19 protein-coding genes are annotated in these 17649 nt (G+C 71.7%); 6 read left to right on the top strand and 13 right to left on the bottom strand.

The window, feature by feature from the left end; translation table 11 throughout:
- Positions 1-133: 133 nt before the first annotated feature.
- Complete coding sequence (locus tag AOK11_RS27400; protein WP_055596412.1) at positions 134-328, bottom strand: hypothetical protein; 195 nt, start codon at positions 326-328, stop codon at positions 134-136.
- Between the two features lie 113 nt (positions 329-441).
- Positions 442-1395, bottom strand: coding sequence for an ROK family protein (locus AOK11_RS27395; protein ID WP_055596395.1), 954 nt, complete (start codon positions 1393-1395; stop codon positions 442-444).
- Positions 1396-1633: 238 nt separating this feature from the next.
- On the opposite strand from AOK11_RS27395, the gene AOK11_RS27390 reads away from it, so the two are divergent.
- Together AOK11_RS27390 and AOK11_RS27385 are read left to right on the top strand one after the other, a co-directional pair.
- Positions 1634-2683 (top strand): LacI family DNA-binding transcriptional regulator, encoded by a 1050-nt coding sequence (locus tag AOK11_RS27390; protein WP_055596394.1) that lies wholly within the window; start codon positions 1634-1636, stop codon positions 2681-2683.
- Between the two features lie 84 nt (positions 2684-2767).
- Positions 2768-3568, top strand: coding sequence for a hypothetical protein (locus AOK11_RS27385; RefSeq protein ID WP_055596393.1), 801 nt, complete (start codon positions 2768-2770; stop codon positions 3566-3568).
- 86 nt (positions 3569-3654) lie between these two features.
- On the opposite strand, the gene AOK11_RS27380 is transcribed toward AOK11_RS27385, so the two are convergent.
- Positions 3655-4959, bottom strand: coding sequence for a DUF6986 family protein (locus AOK11_RS27380; RefSeq protein WP_055596392.1), 1305 nt, complete (start codon positions 4957-4959; stop codon positions 3655-3657).
- Positions 4960-5255: 296 nt separating this feature from the next.
- Here AOK11_RS27380 and AOK11_RS27375 point away from each other — a divergent pair, with 296 nt between their 5' ends.
- On the top strand, positions 5256-6266 hold the full coding sequence (locus AOK11_RS27375) for an endonuclease/exonuclease/phosphatase family protein (RefSeq protein WP_079035120.1): 1011 nt from the start codon (positions 5256-5258) through the stop codon (positions 6264-6266).
- Between the two features lie 5 nt (positions 6267-6271).
- On the opposite strand, the gene AOK11_RS27370 is transcribed toward AOK11_RS27375, so the two are convergent.
- The 3 genes from AOK11_RS27370 to AOK11_RS27360 form a co-directional block, all read right to left on the bottom strand.
- Positions 6272-7234 (bottom strand): electron transfer flavoprotein subunit alpha/FixB family protein, encoded by a 963-nt coding sequence (locus AOK11_RS27370; RefSeq protein WP_055596391.1) that lies wholly within the window; start codon positions 7232-7234, stop codon positions 6272-6274.
- A 60-nt stretch (positions 7235-7294) separates the two neighbouring features.
- Positions 7295-8083, bottom strand: a complete 789-nt coding sequence (locus AOK11_RS27365) for an electron transfer flavoprotein subunit beta/FixA family protein (RefSeq protein WP_055596390.1) — start codon at positions 8081-8083, stop codon at positions 7295-7297.
- Positions 8084-8364: 281 nt separating this feature from the next.
- Entirely contained in the window at positions 8365-8778 is a 414-nt protein-coding gene (locus AOK11_RS27360) for a thioredoxin family protein (protein ID WP_206188937.1), read from the bottom strand.
- A 522-nt stretch (positions 8779-9300) separates the two neighbouring features.
- Between AOK11_RS27360 and AOK11_RS27355 the strand changes: the two genes are divergently transcribed.
- Complete coding sequence (locus AOK11_RS27355; protein WP_055596389.1) at positions 9301-10029, top strand: lysophospholipid acyltransferase family protein; 729 nt, start codon at positions 9301-9303, stop codon at positions 10027-10029.
- Positions 10030-10045: 16 nt separating this feature from the next.
- Here the strand turns inward: AOK11_RS27355 and AOK11_RS27350 are convergent, their stop codons facing one another.
- The 4 genes from AOK11_RS27350 to AOK11_RS27335 all read right to left on the bottom strand — a co-directional run bounded on the left by AOK11_RS27350 (position 10046) and on the right by AOK11_RS27335 (position 13978).
- Positions 10046-10636 carry a transglutaminase domain-containing protein gene (locus tag AOK11_RS27350; RefSeq protein ID WP_055596388.1) on the bottom strand — a complete coding sequence of 197 codons (591 nt, stop codon included), beginning with the start codon at positions 10634-10636 and terminating at the stop codon, positions 10046-10048.
- Positions 10637-10728: 92 nt separating this feature from the next.
- Positions 10729-11799 (bottom strand): threonine aldolase family protein, encoded by a 1071-nt coding sequence (locus AOK11_RS27345; protein WP_055596387.1) that lies wholly within the window; start codon positions 11797-11799, stop codon positions 10729-10731.
- Entirely contained in the window at positions 11796-12542 is a 747-nt protein-coding gene (locus tag AOK11_RS27340; protein WP_055596410.1) for an SDR family NAD(P)-dependent oxidoreductase, read from the bottom strand. The genes AOK11_RS27345 and AOK11_RS27340 overlap by 4 nt, the downstream gene beginning before the upstream one ends.
- Positions 12543-12580: 38 nt before the next feature.
- Positions 12581-13978 carry a DUF6421 family protein gene (locus tag AOK11_RS27335; protein ID WP_055596386.1) on the bottom strand — a complete coding sequence of 466 codons (1398 nt, stop codon included), beginning with the start codon at positions 13976-13978 and terminating at the stop codon, positions 12581-12583.
- A gap of 252 nt (positions 13979-14230) precedes the next feature.
- Between AOK11_RS27335 and AOK11_RS27330 the strand changes: the two genes are divergently transcribed.
- Positions 14231-14914 carry a glycerophosphodiester phosphodiesterase gene (locus AOK11_RS27330; RefSeq protein WP_055596385.1) on the top strand — a complete coding sequence of 228 codons (684 nt, stop codon included), beginning with the start codon at positions 14231-14233 and terminating at the stop codon, positions 14912-14914.
- A 49-nt stretch (positions 14915-14963) separates the two neighbouring features.
- On the opposite strand, the gene AOK11_RS27325 is transcribed toward AOK11_RS27330, so the two are convergent.
- Positions 14964-15506 (bottom strand): GNAT family N-acetyltransferase, encoded by a 543-nt coding sequence (locus AOK11_RS27325; RefSeq protein ID WP_055596384.1) that lies wholly within the window; start codon positions 15504-15506, stop codon positions 14964-14966.
- A gap of 146 nt (positions 15507-15652) precedes the next feature.
- Between AOK11_RS27325 and AOK11_RS27320 the strand changes: the two genes are divergently transcribed.
- Positions 15653-16054 carry a VOC family protein gene (locus AOK11_RS27320; RefSeq protein WP_055596383.1) on the top strand — a complete coding sequence of 134 codons (402 nt, stop codon included), beginning with the start codon at positions 15653-15655 and terminating at the stop codon, positions 16052-16054.
- A gap of 34 nt (positions 16055-16088) precedes the next feature.
- Here AOK11_RS27320 and AOK11_RS27315 read toward each other — a convergent pair whose 3' ends face one another.
- Together AOK11_RS27315 and AOK11_RS27310 are read right to left on the bottom strand one after the other, a co-directional pair.
- Positions 16089-16730 carry a MarR family winged helix-turn-helix transcriptional regulator gene (locus AOK11_RS27315; protein ID WP_079035119.1) on the bottom strand — a complete coding sequence of 214 codons (642 nt, stop codon included), beginning with the start codon at positions 16728-16730 and terminating at the stop codon, positions 16089-16091.
- Positions 16727-17649, bottom strand: a 923-nt coding sequence (locus AOK11_RS27310) for an FUSC family protein (protein ID WP_167353838.1), incomplete at its 5' end; no start/stop codon positions are given. The genes AOK11_RS27310 and AOK11_RS27315, both read right to left, overlap by 4 nt.

The following is a 17649-nucleotide window of genomic DNA, read 5'->3' as shown; positions in this document are numbered from 1 at the left end:
GCTTGCCCGCTCCACCCTGCCACGGAAACCAGCCCCCGTTGAGAACGCACACCGACGGCTGAGAACGCACACCGACGGCGCCGGTGCCCTCCCGGGAGGGCACCGGCGCCGTCGGGCGGTTTCGCGGGGCCCCTCAGCCCTTGGCCTTCCGGTCGCCGTCGGCCGCGTCGGCCGGGCCGTCGGCGATGACGGTGTGGTCGAGGGTGCTGAGAGCGTCACCGACGGGGAGGCCCTCGAGGCCCTCGCCGAGCGCGTGCGACGGAGTGACCGCCGCGACGACGAAACCGGTGGCCAAGGTGGCGATGGCGAGCATGCTGCGCTTCTTCATGCCGGGCTCAACGGCGGAAACCGCCCCGGGGTCACGCACGGACGCGTACGGACACGCACGGACCTTCACGACGAGCGTGAACGCTCCCGCGGGCATCCGTGCCCCGGCCGTGGTCAGACGCCCGCCGCCGCCGGATCCGTCCGCAGTGTCAGGGCCGCCGCCGCGGCGCCCACCAGCCCGGCGTCGGTGCCCATCCGCGCCGGCGCCACCACGAGACGCCGGACGAACGACAGCGTCGCGTACTCGGTCAGGGCCTGGCGCAGGGGGGCGAAGAGGACCTCGCCCGCCTTGCCCACCCCTCCGCCGACCACGGCGATGTCGATCTCGACGAGCGTCGCGGTGGCCGCGATTCCGGCGGCCAGCGCCCGCGCGGCCCGTGTGAACGACGCCACGGCCACCGGGTCCCCGGCGCGGGCGGCGGCGGCCACCGCGGCGGCGGAGGTGTCGCCGTCCGGTCCGGGGAGCCAGCCGTTCGCCAGGGCTCGGCGGGCGATGTTGGGCCCGCTCGCGATGCGCTCCACGCAGCCGCGCGAGCCGCACGGGCACGGGTCGCCGTCGAGGTCCACACTGATGTGGCCGATGTGCCCCGTGTTGCCGGTCGGCCCGGGGTGCAGCCGGCCCCCCAGCACGAGTCCGCCGCCGACCCCGGTCGAGACGACCATGCACAGCGCGTTGTCGTGGCCGCGGGCGGCGCCCTGCCAGTGTTCGGCCGCCGTGATCGCCACACCGTCGCCGATCAGCTCCACGGGCAGTCCACCGGTCGCCGCCCGGACCCCGGCGACCAGCGGGTAGTCACGCCAGCCGGGCACGTTCACCGGGCTCACCGTGCCCGCGGAGGCGTCCACGGGGCCCGCGCTGCCGATACCGACAGCGCTCGCGCGCCCCCACAACGGGGACGCGGCGAGCTCGCCCAGCACCGCCTCGACCGACCGCATCACGGTGTCGCCGTCCGCCTCGGCGGGCGTCGGCCGCTGGGCACGGACCAGTATCCGGCCCTGCCCGTCCACCAGCGCGCCGGCGATCTTGGTGCCGCCGATGTCGAGCGCTGCCACGAGGTCGGTGTGCATCAGTCTCGGTTCTCCCCGTCAACCATGAGAAAGGCGCTGAAACAGCCCATGCGCGGCCATGAAGCGACACACGGGGCGAGCCACGCCCCACGGGCAGCGATCGCTCGCGGGCCGGGATGCGCGGTGGACAGTGTCCCTGAGCCTGACAACGTTGTCCAGGCTCTATGCTCGACGCCACATCCTCGTACAACCCCATGGATCCACGCAGCCCGTGGTCGACAGGACAGGACACCGCACCGTGCCGGAGACACCCCGCCGCACCCACCGCCTCTCAGGGTCCCGTTACGGCAACCGCCCGACCATGAAGGACGTGGCGGCCCGTGCCGGGGTCGGCCTGAAGACGGTCTCTCGGGTGGTCAACGGCGAACCCGGGGTCACGCCGGAGACGGAGCGCCGGGTGCAGGAGTCCATCGAGGCTCTCGGTTTCCGCCGCAACGACAGCGCGCGAGTGCTGCGCAAGGGCCGTACCGCCAGTGTGGGCCTGGTGCTGGAGGATCTCGCGGACCCGTTCTACGGTCCGCTGAGCCGGGCGGTCGAGGAGGTCGCCCGCGCGCACGGCGCGCTGCTGATCAACGGTTCCAGCGCGGAGGACGCCGACCGCGAGCAGGAGCTCGTGCTGGCACTGTGCGCCCGCCGGGTGGACGGTCTGGTGGTGATTCCGGCAGGTGACGACCACCGGTATCTCGAGCCCGAGCTCAGGGCGGGCGTCGCCACGGTCTTCGTGGACCGGCCGGCAGGCCGGATAGACGCCGACGTCGTCGTGTCGGACAACTACGGCGGCGCCCGTGACGGCGTGGCCCACCTCATCGCCCACGGGCACCGCAGGATCGGTTTCATCGGTGACATGCCCGGCATCCACACCGCGTCCGAGCGACTGCGCGGCTACCGCGCCGCCATGGAGGACGCGGGCATACCGGTGGAGGACGCCTGGATGTCCCTGGGGGTCACCGACCCCGAGCGGGTGCGCCGGGCCACCGAGGAGATGCTGTCCCGCCCGGATCCGGTCACGGCCGTCTTCACGGGCAACAACCGGGTGACGGTCACCGTGATCCGGGTCCTGAGCGAGCGGTCCCGCCCTGTCGCGCTCGTGGGTTTCGACGACATCGAGCTCGCCGATCTGCTCCGGCCGGGGCTCACGGTCGTCGCCCAGGACTCCGCGGCCCTCGGCCGGACCGCCGCCGAACGCCTCTTCCGGCAGCTGGACGGCACCCTGCTCGCCCCCGAGCGGATCGAACTGCCGACCAAGCTGATCACACGCGGCTCGGGCGAGCTGCCCCCGGCGGACTGAGCCCCCGTGTCCGCGAGGATCCGAACGGGCGGCGCAGACCGCGCAGACGACCGCCCCCGCCGCTCGAGTGACCGTGCGCACCGCGTGCGGGACGCGGACCGTACGCTGCGGGCGCTGGGTCTGGCCGAGGCGCCGCGCGAGCATCCGTTGCGGTACCCGGGTGCGTGGCCGCGGGAGTCGGGGCTGCTGGACGGGGACCTGCTGCGGCCGCTGGACCGCCTGGTCCACGAGGACCGGGTGCCCGTCCTGGCCGTCGGGTCCAACGCCTCCCCCGGCCAACTGCGGCACAAGATGGACCGGTTCGGGATCTCCTCGCCCCTCCCCATGGTGCGGACCCGGGTGACCGGCGTCGACGTGGGGGTCTCGGCGCACGTGAGCCGCATGGGGTATGTGTCCGCGTCACCGGTCGAGGCCCCGGGGACGGTACGGGAGTTGTTCGTCATCTGGCTCGACGCCGAGCAGCTCGCGGTGATCGACGCGAGCGAGGGCGTCCCCCTGCCGGACGGAAACTACGACCGCGTCTGGCTGTCCTCGGCCGACGTCCGCATCGAACTCCCCGACGGTACCGCGCTCCCCGGCACCCATGCGTACGTCAACCGGCACGGCGTCCTCCACGACGGCACCCGGGCCCCACGCGGCCACCCCGGCCAGCGCCCCCTGCTCACCGAACTCCTTCTGAATTCAAGGGCGTTGCGGGAACTGTTCGGCGTCTCCGCCGAACAGTTCAGCGCGCGGGCCCGCGCCGATCCGGCGCTCTGCGCGCGGGGCACACGGGTGTTCGCCGAGGAGCGTCTGGTGACGGCGTCGGGTCTGGAGCGGCACGTGCGGTCCCGGCGGACGGACAGCCCGGGCGCCGGCCTGTCGTTGCCGCCGCCCCTCACATAGACGACGCGAACCCGCCGGTCACCACGGAGCATTGCCCCACACGGCTCCCGCACGGCTCCCGCACGGCTGTCGCGCAGAGGTGCGGGCTACGGCGCGGAGGCCTTCGGGTCACCGCGGTGCGGGAACGCGAAACCCTCCAGGTCGGTGCGGGTGAGGCCGGTCGCCCGCGCCACCTCGGCGTGGTCCAGGGCGCCGCAGTCCAGGCCGCGCAACAGGTGGCCGGCGAGGGCCTTGGCGGTGGCGGGCTCGTCCATGACGTCGCCGGCGGTCCGGGCGGTGTACCGGGCGAGCCGGGCGGTGGTCTGTTCGAAACTCTCGCGGTAGAAGGCGAAGACGGCCGCGTAGCGGGTGGGCAGATGCCCGGGGTGCATGTCCCAGCCCTGGTAGTAGGCGCGGGCCAGGGCCCGGCGGGTGAGGCCGTGGTGCAGCCGCCAGGCGGCGTGGACCTGTGCGGTCGGGCCGACGGGCAGGACGTTGGTGGAGCCGTCCGAGACGCGTACGCCGGTGCCCGCGGCGGCAACCTGCATGACGACCTTGGCATGATCGGCGGCCGGGTGGTCACTGGCCTGGTAGGCGGCGGAGACGCCGAGGCAGGCGCTGTAGTCGAAGGTGCCGTAGTGCAGGCCTGTGGCACGCCCTTCGGCTGCCTGGATCATCCGGGCGACGGTGGCGGTGCCGTCGGCGGCGAGAACGGCCTGGCTGGTCTCGATCTGAATCTCGAAGCCGAGCCGGCCGGGTTCCAGCCCGCGCGCCCTCTCGAATGCGTCGAGGAGCCGCACCATGGCGGTGACCTGCTCGGGACAGGTGACCTTGGGCAGCGTCAGCACCAGTCCTCCGGGCAGCGGACCGGCCTCGGCCAGGCCGGTGAGAAAGATGTCGAGGGTGCGGATGCCCCGGTCGCGCACCGCGGCCTCCATGCACTTCATCCGGATGCCCGTGTACGGGGCCGCCGTGCCGTCCCGGTGCGCCTCGGCGATCAGCCGCGCGGCGCGGGCGGCGGCCTCGTCCTCCTCGGCGTCGGGACGGTTGCCGTAGCCGTCCTCGAAGTCGACCCGCAGGTCCTCCACGGGTTCACGCTCCAGCTTGGCGCGGACGCGGCCGTAGACCGCCTCGGCCAGGACGGGGTCCATCCCGACGGCGGCGGCGAACGAGGCGGCGTCCGGAGCGTGTTCGTCGAGAGCGGCCAAAGCCCGGTCGCCCCAGGAGCGGAGGGTGCCCGCGGTGAAGGCGTCGCCGGGGACGTAGACGGTGTGGACGGGCTGACGGGTGCCGGGGTCTCCGGGGTAGCGGCGCTCCAGCTCGGCGTCGACCGGCGCCAGGAACGCGTCGATCTCCGCGCCGACGGCACCCGCGATACTCGTGGCCACCCGCTCCTGCCGGCCCTGGCTCATCCACGCCCTCCAGATCCCTCATGTCCCCGCGGGCACGCCCGATCCGCACTTTCCGCAATGCGGAATCAACAATCCGTTGAATGAAGTTATCGGGCGGCCTTCACACCGGTCAACACCACCTCACCCTCCTCCGACATCCCGATCCCCTCCGCCCTCTCGGCATGTCCACATCCATCTGGCACCGTCTGACACGGAACCGCGCACCACCCGGCACCGCACCACCCCGCGCCACCCGCACACCGACGTACGCCCGACCCTCCCGGACACCGCCGCGCAGCACCAGCGAAGGAGCTCCTGTGCCGAACCCCAGCCGAGTCACGCGCCGCCTGGGTCTGAAGACCGCGCTCGCCGCCTCCGTCGCCCTTCCGCTCTCCAGTACAGCACTGCCTCCCGAGCCCGCCTCGGCCCGGGAAGGCCAAGAACGCCCGGAACGCCAGGGCGGGCCGCTCGAGGTCATGTCGTTCAACCTGCGCTTCGCCGGTACCGCGGAGCCCCACAGCTGGGCCGCCCGCAGACCCGTGATGCGCCGGCTGCTGCGCCGCGAGCAGCCGCACGTCATCGGCACCCAGGAGGGCCTCCACCAGCAGCTGCGCGACATCGAGGCGGACCTGGGACCGTCCTACGACTGGATCGGCACCGGCCGGGCGGGCGGCAGCCGCGACGAGTTCATGGCGGTCCTCTACGACACCCGCCGGCTCGCCCCCCTGGAGTACGACCACTTCTGGCTCTCCGACACCCCGTACCTGATCGCCTCGAACACCTGGAGCAACGCCCACATCCGCATGGTCACCTGGGTCCGCTTCCGCGATCTGCGCGCCGGTGACCGGGAGTTCTACGTGCTCAACACCCACCTGGACAACGCGAGCCAGTACGCACGCGAGCGGGCCGCCGCCCTGGTCGCCGAGCGCGTCACCGGGCTGGCCCGCTCCCTGCCCGTGATCGTGACGGGGGACTTCAACGTCGCCGCCCACGGGAACCCGGTGTACGACACGATGCTGGGCGCCGGTCTCGTCGACACCTGGGACGCGGCGGCCGAGCGGGGCGAGGCGTACGGGACGTTCCACGGGTACGGGCCGCTGGTGCCGGGCGGTGCCCGTATCGACTGGGTCCTGGCCACACCCGACGTCACGGTGCACCGCGCTGCGGTCAACACCTACGCCCCGGGAGGCCGGTTCCCGAGCGACCATCTGCCGGTGCAGGCGTCGCTCACCCCGGGACAGCCGGGGCAGCCCCGTTCCGGAACAGGCGAAGGCCCCCACGACCGCGCCGGGCGCGGTCGTGGGGGCCCCGGGCCCGTACGGCCCTGAGGGGATCAGCCCTTGCGGGTGTTGATCTCCTCGGTGAGCTGCGGGACGACGTCGAACAGGTCGCCGACCACGCCGTAGTCGACCAGGTCGAAGATCGGAGCCTCGGCGTCCTTGTTGACCGCCACGATCGTCTTCGAGGTCTGCATGCCCGCCCGGTGCTGGATCGCCCCGGAGATGCCGGAGGCGATGTACAGCTGCGGCGACACGCTCTTGCCGGTCTGGCCGACCTGGTTGGTGTGCGGGTACCAGCCGGCGTCCACCGCGGCCCGCGAGGCGCCCACGGCCGCACCCAGGGAGTCGGCGAGCGCCTCGATCAGGGCGAAGTTCTCCGCGCCGTTGACGCCGCGGCCACCGGAGACCACGATCGCGGCCTCGGTCAGCTCGGGGCGGCCGGTCGACTCGCGCGGCGTCCGCGAGACGACCTGGGTGCCCCTCGCCTTGTCGGAGAAGGTCACGGACAGCGCCTCGACCGCGCCGGCGGCCGGGGCCGGCTCCACGGCCGCGCTGTTGGGCTTGACCGTGATGACCGGGGTGCCCCTCGAGACCCGCGAGCGGGTGGTGTAGGCGGCGGCGAACACCGACTGCGTGGCCACCGGGCCCTCGTCGCCGGCCTCGAGGTCGACGGCGTCGGTGAGGATGCCGGAGCCCAGGCGCAGCGCGAGGCGGGCGGCGATCTCCTTGCCCTCGGCGGAGGAGGGCACCAGCACGGCCACCGGGGACACCTGCGCGGCCGCGGCCTGGAGGGCGTCCACCTTCGGCACCACCAGGTAGTCGGCGTACTCAGCGGCCTCGTGGGTCAGGACCTTCACCGCGCCGTGCTCGGCCAGCACGCCGGCGGTGTCGGCGGCGCCGTTGCCCAGCGCGACGGCGACCGGCTCGCCGATGCGGCGGGCCAGCGTCAACAGCTCCAGGGTCGGCTTGCGGACGGCGCCGTCCGCGTGGTCGACGTAGACGAGAACTTCAGCCATGGGACTTCTTCTCTCCTGCTTGCGAAGTGTGAGGGCGGGAAGCGAGCGGGGCCTGTTGGCTCAGATGAACTTCTGGCTCGCGAGGAAGGCGGCGAGCTGCTTGCCGCCCTCGCCCTCGTCCTTGACGATCGTGCCCGCGCTGCGGGCCGGACGCTCGGTCGCGGCCTCGACCTTCGTCCAGGCGCCGGCCAGGCCGACCTCGTCGGCCTCGAGGTCGAGGTCGGACAGGTCCCAGGACTGAACGGGCTTCTTCTTCGCCGCCATGATGCCCTTGAAGGACGGGTAGCGCGCCTCGCCCGACTGGTCGGTGACCGACACCACCGCCGGCAGCGAGGCCTGCAGCTGCTCGGAGGCGGCGTCGCCGTCCCGGCGGCCGGTGACGGTGCCGTCCTGGACCGCGACCTCGGAGAGCAGGGTGACCTGCGGCACGCCCAGGCGCTCGGCGAGCAGCGCCGGCACCACACCCATGACGCCGTCGGTGGAGGCCATGCCACAGAGGACCAGGTCGTAGCCGGCCTTCTCGATCGCCTTGGCCAGGACCAGGGAGGTGCCGATGGCGTCGGTGCCGTGCAGGTCGTCGTCCTCGACGTGGATCGCCTTGTCGGCGCCCATGGACAGCGCCTTGCGCAGCGCGTCCTTGGCGTCCTCGGGACCCACCGTCAACACGGTGATCTCCACGTCGTCGTCGGAGTTCTCCGAGATCTGCAGCGCCTGCTCGACCGCGTACTCGTCCAGCTCGGAGAGCAGACCGTCCACATCGTCGCGGTCGACGGTCAGGTCATCGGCGAAGTGCCGGTCGCCGGTGGCGTCGGGCACGTACTTCACGGTGACAACGATCCTCAAGCTCACGCCGGCTCTCCTACTGCAATCGTCATTTCTGGCTGCCTGCCTTCAGGCAGCATAAGCGCCTCAAACGGCCGTTCCCGATCGGGGCGATCCACGGTTCCGAGCTAAATATTACTCGCCAGTACACCCAGTTCATTCCCGCTGAGCAAGCGCTTTGAACTGTGACCTTCGCAACGCAGCGTAACCGGAACTCGACCGGCACGCAGCAGCGATCGTCCCCGGACCGGTGACGCGGGGCGTGGAGACGCCCCTGGCAGCGGAGGAAAGCGGAGCGGCCCACCCCGTCATACGGCCTCGCCGAGCGCGGCGATCACATCGGCCTTGCGCGGCTGGCCGGTGGCGCGCCGGACGACACCGCCGTCGGCGTCGAGGACCAGCACGGTGGGCGTCTTGAGGATGTCCAGCCGGCGCACGAGGTCCAGGTGCGCCTCGGCGTCGATCTCCACGTGGGCCACGCCGGGGACCAGACCGGCCACCTCGCCGAGCACTCTCCGGGTCGCCCGGCAGGGCGCACAGAACGCACTGGAGAACTGGACGAGGGTGGCCCGTTCACCGAGGTCGGCGCCGAGTTCCTCCGCCCTCAGCCGCTTGCCGTCGTCCCGCCCTCGCACCCGTACTCCCCCGCTCCGCCGCAGCCGCAGCACTCCGAAGGTGCTCGCCGTCGCGAGCACCGGCACACACCCCGTGAGCCCGGTCATCATCCGTCGAAGCATTCACGGGACCGCAAAGATTCCCGGCACCCGCAGGGGTTTCCCGTACGGAATGCCCGATCCATGGACACCGACGCGAGAAGGCCCGTCTCGGGGCCGCCGTGACGACCGTGGTGCCGGCCGCCGTGCTGGCCACCGGGAACATACGGCTGCCGGCCCGGCGGACGGGACGGCCGCCGCCGTACGGCTGATTGTTCCGGCGTGTCCTGCGGAGCCGGATCGGACCGGCGGACTTCGGAGCTCCCTGGCCACCACGTTCGGTTACCGCCCGGGGAGGCGAGACGCACCTGCTCCTGCGGCGGACGACGGTGCGCGGGGTAATGGCGACGCAAAAGCCCAAGGTGGATCAAGGGAGTGGACGTGACAAGAATCTCGCCGCAGGCAGGCACCAGGGCTGGTTCGGCGGTCGTTCTTGGGGCACCATCAGCGACAAGCCGTAAACCTACGGCTGCGTAACTTCGACTGGGAGTCCCCCTACCCAGGCAGAGCAGGAAGGGTTCCACCGCACCCATGGCAGAACTCGTCTACCGTCCCGTGATCGGTTTCGCCCAGACTCTGTTCAAGGCGTGGGACCTCAAGATCGACTGCCGGGGTTCGGAGAACATCCCGCGTACGGGCGGCGCCGTACTGGTGAGCAACCACATCAGCTACCTGGACTTCGTCTTCAACGGCCTCGCGGCGCTGCCGCAGAAGCGGCTCGTGCGCTTCATGGCGAAGGACGCCGTGTTCCGGCACAGGATCTCGGGCCCGCTGATGCGCGGGATGAGGCACATCCCCGTGGACCGCAAGCAGGGCGACGCGGCGTACGCGCACGCGCTCGCCTCGCTGCGGTCGGGCGAGATCGTGGGCGTCTTCCCGGAGGCGACGATCTCCCAGTCCTTCACGCTGAAGAGCTTCAAGTCGGGTGCCGCGCGCATGGCGCAGGAGGCGGGCGTACCGCTGATCCCGATGGCCGTGTGGGGCACCCAGCGCCTGTGGACCAAGGGGCACCCCCGCAATTTCAAGCGCAGCCACCTCCCGATCACCATGCGCGTCGGCGAGGCGGTCGAGGCGTCCAAGGACAAGTACGCGGGCGCGATCACCCGGCAGCTCCGGGAACGGGTGCAGGAACTGCTGGAGGCCGCGCAGCGCGCCTACCCGGTGCGCCCCAAGGGCCCGGACGACACCTGGTGGATGCCGGCCCACCTCGGCGGCACGGCGCCGACACCGGAGCAGGTCCGTGCGGCCGAGGCGCGCTGAGCCGCCGACGCGCACGTCACGTTCCGGCGTGCTCCGGTAGTGCGGTGGGCAGCGTCCGCCACAGGTGCGGGCGGTCCCGCGCGGTCTTGAGCGCGTCCAGCACGACGGGGTGCGGTGCGGCGTACAGGAGCGGGTAGTCCCTCTCACCGGAGGCCGGATCGGGCGTGAAGGCCAGCCGCTCGCCGTCCAGGGAGAAGCGGGCGTCGACCCCCGGCTTGTTGCCCCGGGGGTCCTGCCGGTGCCAGGCACCGTGGAACCGCACGGCGACCAGACCGTGCACCACCCCGAGATCCTGGTAGCACAGCGCCGTCGGGATGTCCTCGGCCCGCAGCAGTGCGGCCAGTGCGTGGGCCTTGGCGTAGCAGATCCCGGTGCGCCGCTCCAGGACGTCGGAGGCACGCCAGGTGACGCGGGGGTCGCCGGAGTCCTGCGAGTGCGGGATGGTGTCGCGCACGAACTCGAAGGCCGCTCGCGCATACTCATACGAGTCGGCCACTCCGGCCGCGAGCCCGGCGGCAGCCTCGCGGACCAGGTCGTGGTGGTGGTCGATCACCTCGTCTGCGGCCAGATAGGCGGAGAGATCCGGGGTTTCCTGGATGGTCTGCATACCACCGGAGCATAGGTATGCACCCGACCGAAGATCAATACATTTTTGGTCGGGTGCACACCCCTGCGAGGATGTCGACTGCGCGACGGCCGCTAGCGGGCCATCTCCTCCTTGAGGGCCGCCACGAACGTGTCCACGTCGTCCTCGGTGGTGTCGAAGGCACACATCCAGCGGACGTCGCCCGCGGCCTCGTCCCAGAAGTAGAAGCGGAAGCGCTTCTGCAGGCGCTCGGTCACGGCATGCGGCAGGCGGGCGAAGACGGCGTTGGCCTGGACCGGGTGGAGGATCTCCACGCCGTGCACGGCGCGCACGCCCTCGGCGAGACGCTGGGCCATCTCATTGGCGTGCCGGGCGTTGCGCAGCCACAGGTCCCGCGCGAGCAGGGCCTCCAGCTGCACCGAGACGAAGCGCATCTTGGACGCGAGCTGCATGGACAGCTTGCGCAGGTGCTTCATGTGGCTGACGGCGTCCTGGTTCAGCACCACGACGGCCTCGCCGAACAGGGCACCGTTCTTGGTGCCGCCCAGGGAGAGCAGGTCGACGCCGGCCGCGTTGGTGAAGGTGCGCATCGGCACGTCCAGGGTGGCGGCGGCGTTGGCCAGCCGGGAGCCGTCCACGTGCACCTTCATCCCGTGGGCGTGCGCGTGCTCGCAGAGGGCGCGCATCTCGTCCGGCGTGTACACCGTGCCCAGCTCGGTGGCCTGAGCGATGGACACCACCTGCGGCATCGCCCGGTGCTCGTCCTCCCAGCCGTACGCCTGCCGGTCGATCAGCTCGGGGGTGAGCTTGCCGTCGGGGGTGGGCACGGTGAGGAGCTTGATCCCGCCGACGCGCTCCGGCGCCCCTCCCTCGTCGACGTTGATGTGCGCGCTCTCGGCGCAGATCACGGCGCCCCAGCGGTCGGTGACCGCCTGGAGCGCGACGACGTTGGCACCGGTGCCGTTGAAGACCGGGAAGGCCTCGGCGGTGGGGCCGAAGTGGCTGCGGATCACCTGCTGGAGGTTCTCCGTGTACGCGTCCTCGCCGTACGCGACCTGGTGCCCGCCGTTGGCCAGGGCCAGGGCGGCGAGCACCTCCGGGTGAGCCCCGGCGTAGTTGTCGCTGGCGAAACCGCGGACATCCGGGTCGTGATGGCGGCGCGCGTCGGTCCGGGGTGGGTTCACGGCTTCTCGGTCAGCCACAGACGGTTTCCGTTCAATTCCGCGGCGGGCTTGTCCCAGACGCCGGCGATCGCCTCGGCGAGATCCCTGACGTCCGTGAAGCCCGCGAACTTCGCGTTGGGGCGCTCGGCGCGCATCGCGTCGTGCACCAACGCCTTCACCACCAGGATCACAGCCGCCGATGTCGGCCCCTGCTCGCCCCCCGCCTTGCGGAAGTAGTCGCCCATGGCCAGCGTCCACGCCTCGGCGGCGGCCTTGGCGGCGGCGTAGGCGGCGTTGCCCGCGGTGGGCTTGGTGGCGCCGGCCGCGCTGATCAGGACGTACCGGCCGCGGTCGCTGCGCTGCAGCCCTTCGTGGAAGGCGAGAGAGGTGTGCAGCACGGTCCGGACCAGCAGCATCTCCAGCAGGTCCCAGTCGTCCACGCTGGTCTTGGTGAAGGTCTCGCTGCCGCGCCAGCCGCCGACGAGATGGACCAGGCCGTCGACACGGCCGAACTCCCTCTCGGTGCGCGCGGCCCACTCGCGGGTGGAGTCCAGGTCGAGCAGGTCGACCGTGTCACCGGTGACGGTGGCACCGCCGTGCGCGTAGCGCGCCGCGTCCACGGCCTCCGCCAGCCGTTCCGGATCGTTGTCGGAGCCGATGACGATCGCCCCCGCCTCGGCCAGCCTGAGCAGTGTCGCCCGCCCCGCGGGTCCCCCCGCGCCGGCCACCGCGATCACCGCACCGTCGAGTGCCCCGTTCCCCATGGTCATCGCCTCCTGCGCAGTGGTGCGAACCAGATCGCTCACGCGGCGATCCGCTCGGCGCTGTCCGCCGTGATGCCCCGGGTCGAGGCGATTACGTTCTTCAGCTTCTTGGACAGTGCCTCATAGAACATGCTCAGCGGAAACTCGTCCGGAAGCACGTCATCGACGAGTTTCCGCGGCGGCTGCGTCAGGTCCAGGGCGTCGGGGCCCTTGGCCCACTTGGATCCCGGGTGCGGGGAGAGGTAGCGGGAGACCAGCTCGTACCCGGCGAACCAGTGGACGAGCTTGGGGCGGTCGATGCCGTCGCGGTACAGCGTCTCGATCTCGGCGCACAGCTGGTTGGTGACCTGCGGGGCGCGGTCCCAGTCGATGGCGAGCTTGTTGTCGGTCCAGCGGACGACGTCGTGCTTGTGCAGGTAGGCGAAGAGCAGCTGGCCGCCGAGGCCGTCGTAGTTGCGGACCCGCTCGCCGGTGACCGGGAAGCGGAACATGCGGTCGAACAGCACCGCGACCTGGACGTCACGAGCCTGCGGGACGCCCTCGCCGGCGAGCTTCACGGCCTCCTTGAAGGCGGTGAGGTCGCAGCGCAGCTCCTCCAGGCCGTACATCCAGAACGGCTGGCGCTGCTTGATCATGAACGGGTCGAAAGGCAGGTCACCGTGGCTGTGGGTGCGGTCGTGCACCATGTCCCACAGGACGAACGCCTCTTCGCAGCGCTTCTGGTCGTGCACCAGCGCCGCGACGTCGTCGGGCAGTTCGAGGCCCAGGAGGTCGACGGCGGCGGCGGACACCCGGCGGAAGCGGGCGGCCTCGCGGTCGCAGAAGATTCCGCCCCAGGTGAACCGCTCGGGGGCCTCGCGCACGGCGATGGTCTCGGGGAAGAGCACCGCGGAGTTGGTGTCGTAGCCCGCGGTGAAGTCCTCGAACGAGATGCCGCAGAACAGCGGGTTGTCGTAGCGGGTGCGCTCCAGCTCGGCCAGCCAGTCGGGCCACACCATGCGCAGCACGACCGCCTCGAGGTTGCGGTCCGGGTTTCCGTTCTGCGTGTACATCGGGAAGACGACCAGGTGCTGGAGGCCGTCCTCGCGGTGCGCGGCCGGGTGGAAGGCCAGCAGCGAGTCCAGGAAGTCGGGCACCTCGAAGCCGCCCTCGGCCCAGCGGGTCAGGTCCTTCGCCAGGGCCTCGTGATAGGCGCGGTCGTGCGGGAGCAGCGGGGACAGCTCGTCGAGCGCGTCGACCACGCGGCACACCTCGAGCTCGGCCTCGGCGCGGGCCGGGGCCCCCTCGGCGTCGAGGTCGATCGATCCGTCCTTCGCCTGCCAGGGCCTGATCCGCTCCACGGCATCCTTGAGCACGGGCCACGCCGGGTGCTCGACCACCCTGGCCACCGAAGGAACGTGCCCCTCCGTACCCACCTGCACAAGAATTTCCGTCATATCCCATCCTCCAGCGAAGAAACTGCGTACGCCGACCGTATACATACGAGGTTTCTCCCAGCAAGGGACACCTCCGTAAATTATCCTGCGCCACCCCGGTCGTCACCGCATTTTTTCCTGCCCATCACGCGAGTGGGTGACACTCCTCGACTTCACTGTTCAGCATCTGGACGGGGCGGGCACAGACGATACGGTCCAGGAGGGCCGCAGGGACGCGGTCCCGCGTCGCCGTCGACGGAAGCGAGTCGCATCTTGAACTTCCTCACCATCGGTCACCGCGGAGTCATGGGTGTCGAGCCCGAGAACACCCTCCGGTCCTTCGTCGCCGCCCAGGAGGCCGGTCTCGACGTCATCGAACTCGATCTGCACCTGAGCAAGGACGGCGCGCTCGTCGTCATGCACGACACGGACCTGGACCGCACGACGGACGGCACGGGCCCGATCGCCGACCGGACCATCGCCGAACTGCGCGCCCTGGACGCCGGACGCGGCGAGCGCATCCCCGTCCTCGAGGAGGTGCTGGACGCCGTCCACGCCCCGTTGCAGGCCGAGATCAAGGACGTGCAGGCGGCCAGGGCCCTGGCCGAGGTGATGAACCGGCGGAATCTGGTGGGCCGGATCGAGGTGTCCTCGTTCCACGACGACGCGATCACCGAGATCGCCCGTCTGGTGCCCGGGGTACGCACCGCGCTCGTCGCGAGCCGCTACCATCCGGACGTTGTGGAGCGGGCGGTCGGCGCCGGTGCGTCGACCGTCTGCCTGAACATCCGCCGCCTCACCCTGGAGATCGTCGAGCAGGCCCGCAAGGCGGACCTGCGGATCATCGGCTGGGTGGTGAACACGCAGGACCACCTCAGACTGGTCCGGGCCCTCGGGCTCGACGGCGCGACCACCGACTACCCGGAGATCAAACGCACCGGCCGCTTCACCGCGTGACGGCCGGGCCGGCTCCGTCCGGGGGCGGCCGGGACCGTGCGTTCGGCCGTCAGGTCAGTTCCTTGACCAGCAGCTCGAACCGCAGGTCGGCGCGGAGCGGAATGCCGAACCGCTCGTCGCCGTACGGGAAGGGAGTCGTCCTGCCCGTACGGCGGTAACCGCGCCGCTCGTACCAGGCGATCAGGTCCTCGCGCACCGTGATCACGGTCATGTGCATCTCACGCGCGCCCCAGGTGTCCCGCACCTGCCGCTCGGCGTGAGCGATGATCGCCTTTCCGAGCCCGGCGCCCTGGAGCCCGGGGCTGACCGCGAACATGCCGAAGTAGGCGTGGTCACCGCGGTGCTCGAGCTGGCAGCAGGCGACGATCCGGCCCTCGCGCTCCACCGTCAGCAGCCGGCTGTCCGGCGACTTGACGACCTCCCGCACGCCTTCCGGGTCGGTCCGCTGCCCCTGAAGGATGTCGGCCTCGGTGGTCCACCCGGCCCGGCTGGAGTCGCCCCGGTACGCCGACTCGATCAGCGCGACGAGGCCGTCCACATCGGCTTCGGTGGCGTCACGGAAGGTGAGTACGCTCTCGGTGACGGATTCCATGGGGCACTTCTCCGCTTCTTCGCTCAGGTCGTCCGCAGTCCGCGGCACGCGGTCCCCGGTTCGCAGTCCGCACGTGCATCGGCTGTACCGGTTGTCGGCGTGGCTCGGCCACGGACGAGGTTATCCCGGCCGCTACGCTCGGCCGCATGGTGCATGTACTGGGCAGCCGGATCCTCCTCCGTCCCACCGATCCCGAGCGCTCCCGCGTCTTCTACGGCGAGCAGTTGGGCCTCGCGGTGTACCGCGAGTTCGCCACCGGCCCGGAGCGCGGCACGGTCTACTTCCTCGGCGGCGGTTTCCTGGAGCTGTCCGGCCGGTCCGACAGCCCGGCAGGCGCGGCGGACCCCGCGACAAGGCTGTGGCTCCAGGTGGCGGACGTGGTGGCGGCCCACGATGAGCTGAAGGACGAGGGCGTCGAGATCGTCCGGCCGCCGGTGAAGGAGCCGTGGGGCCTGATCGAGATGTGGATCGCCGACCCGGACGGCACACCGATCGTCCTCGTGGAGATCCCGGCCGATCATCCACTGCGGTACCGGCCGGGGATCTGAGACCGGGTACGGCGATCCCGACGACCGGGGTTCGTCACGTCCGCGGGGCGCCCGGGCGTCCTTCCAGCCGGCCCAGCAACTCGGCGAGCAACGAGGCCAGCTCGCCGAGCGCCGGTCCGTCCAGGCCGGACAGTACGGCGCTCTCGTAGGCGAGCTGCGCGGGCATGACCCCGTCGACCGCGTCCTGCCCGGCGTCGGTCAGGCGGACCCGGGCCACTCGGCGGTCGCGGGAGTCACCGCGGCGCTCCACCAGGCCGCGCGCGGTGAGCTGCTTGAGGCGCTTGGTGACGGCGGCGCCCGAGGAGAAGGTCTCGCGCGCCAGCTCCCCCGGGGTGAGTTCGCGGCCGGTGCGGCGCAGCGCGCCGAGCAGGTCGAACTCGGGACGGGTCAGTCCGGCCCGGCCGAGCGGGGCGTCCTCGGCCTGCTGGAGCAGGGCGGCACAGCGGTTGATGCGCCCGATGATCTCCATGGGCCCGGTGTCGAGGCCGGGGTACACCGCCCGCCACTGCCGGACCACCTCTGCGACGGTGTCCTGGCCGGACACCGGTGTGCCTTCGCCGGTGGGGACTCCCGCGCCGGCCGGGAGAGCCTCGTCCGCCGGGGTTCCGCCGTCGGCCCGGTGGGCCCCTCCGGCGGGACGTCCTCCGTCGGCCGGGAGGCCTTCGGTCGCTCTCATGGCCGTACGTCCTCCGTGTCGTTGCCCGTGTCGCCGTTCGCGCCCTTACCGGTGCCGGTGCCCGGGCCGGTGTCGGGACTCGCGCCCGAGCCCGTGCCCGGGCCGGTGTCCGGACTCGCGCCTGCGACCGCGCTCCGGTTCGTCTCCGCGCCGGAGCCGGCCGCCAGGCCCTGGCGTCGTACCATCGCCGCGAGCGTACGGTGTCCCGCCTGCTCCGCGAGCACGACCCGCTCCTGCGGCAGCGTGCGAAGCCACCATTCGCCCGCGGCCGCGTCGGCGGTGGCCCGCAGGTCGACGAGGGCGGCGGCCAGGTCGCGCCGGGCGGTCTCCAGGGCGGCCGGGTCGGCCTGCGGGTCGGCCAGCAGCCGGGCCGCGTGTTCGCGCCGCAGGCCCACCGTGGTGAGCGCCGTCGCGACGCGGTTGCCCGCCCGCCGGTTGGTGACGACCAGGGCCGCGCCGAAGCCGACCAGCGCGCCGACCAGGGTGTCCACCACACGATCGGTGATCAGGGAGCCGGTCCCCTGGTAGCCGGGGAACTCGGTGACGAGCAGGGCCAGCGGGGTGACGCAGACACTGCCGAGCCAGTAGTTGCGGCCGATGAGCGCCTCGGCGCCGAAGTTGAAGACGAGGCAGCACAGGACGAGGGCGAGCGGTCCGAGGTTGGCGATCGGGGCGACGGCCGCGAAGACCAGCACGCCGACGAGGTTGCCGACGACCCGCTGCACGGTCCGGCTCCAGGTGAGGGTGATGTTGGCCTGGTAGAGGGCGGCGGCGGTGGTCAGGGCCCAGTAGGGCCGCCCGACCCCGAGAGCGAGAGAAGCGTATCCGGCGAGGCCGCAGCCGAGAGCGGTACGTACGGCGATGGGGGTGAGCGGTCCCAGCCGGGACCACAGGGAGCGGTGGGGGATGGCGCGCTCGG

The organism is Streptomyces hirsutus (assembly GCF_001418415.1).
Lineage (GTDB): Bacteria > Actinomycetota > Actinomycetes > Streptomycetales > Streptomycetaceae > Streptomyces > Streptomyces hirsutus.
The sequence above is the reverse complement of the archived record's forward strand: the minus strand, read 5'-3'. Positions and strand labels throughout refer to the sequence as shown.

What these genes read in the sequence shown, in the direction of transcription:
- AOK11_RS27395 (WP_055596395.1), bottom strand. Translation starts at nt 1,395, where the DNA reads ATGCACACCGACCTCGTGGCAGCGCTCGACATCGGCGGCACCAAGATC.
- AOK11_RS27360 (WP_206188937.1), bottom strand. Translation starts at nt 8,778, where the DNA reads ATGACCGGGCTCACGGGGTGTGTGCCGGTGCTCGCGACGGCGAGCACC.
- AOK11_RS27370 (WP_055596391.1), bottom strand. Translation starts at nt 7,234, where the DNA reads ATGGCTGAAGTTCTCGTCTACGTCGACCACGCGGACGGCGCCGTCCGC.
- AOK11_RS27335 (WP_055596386.1), bottom strand. Translation starts at nt 13,978, where the DNA reads ATGACGGAAATTCTTGTGCAGGTGGGTACGGAGGGGCACGTTCCTTCG.
- AOK11_RS27355 (WP_055596389.1), top strand. Translation starts at nt 9,301, where the DNA reads ATGGCAGAACTCGTCTACCGTCCCGTGATCGGTTTCGCCCAGACTCTG.
- AOK11_RS27325 (WP_055596384.1), bottom strand. Translation starts at nt 15,506, where the DNA reads ATGGAATCCGTCACCGAGAGCGTACTCACCTTCCGTGACGCCACCGAA.
- AOK11_RS27320 (WP_055596383.1), top strand. Translation starts at nt 15,653, where the DNA reads ATGGTGCATGTACTGGGCAGCCGGATCCTCCTCCGTCCCACCGATCCC.
- AOK11_RS27400 (WP_055596412.1), bottom strand. Translation starts at nt 328, where the DNA reads ATGAAGAAGCGCAGCATGCTCGCCATCGCCACCTTGGCCACCGGTTTC.
- AOK11_RS27315 (WP_079035119.1), bottom strand. Translation starts at nt 16,730, where the DNA reads ATGAGAGCGACCGAAGGCCTCCCGGCCGACGGAGGACGTCCCGCCGGA.
- AOK11_RS27350 (WP_055596388.1), bottom strand. Translation starts at nt 10,636, where the DNA reads ATGCAGACCATCCAGGAAACCCCGGATCTCTCCGCCTATCTGGCCGCA.
- AOK11_RS27340 (WP_055596410.1), bottom strand. Translation starts at nt 12,542, where the DNA reads ATGGGGAACGGGGCACTCGACGGTGCGGTGATCGCGGTGGCCGGCGCG.
- AOK11_RS27380 (WP_055596392.1), bottom strand. Translation starts at nt 4,959, where the DNA reads ATGAGCCAGGGCCGGCAGGAGCGGGTGGCCACGAGTATCGCGGGTGCC.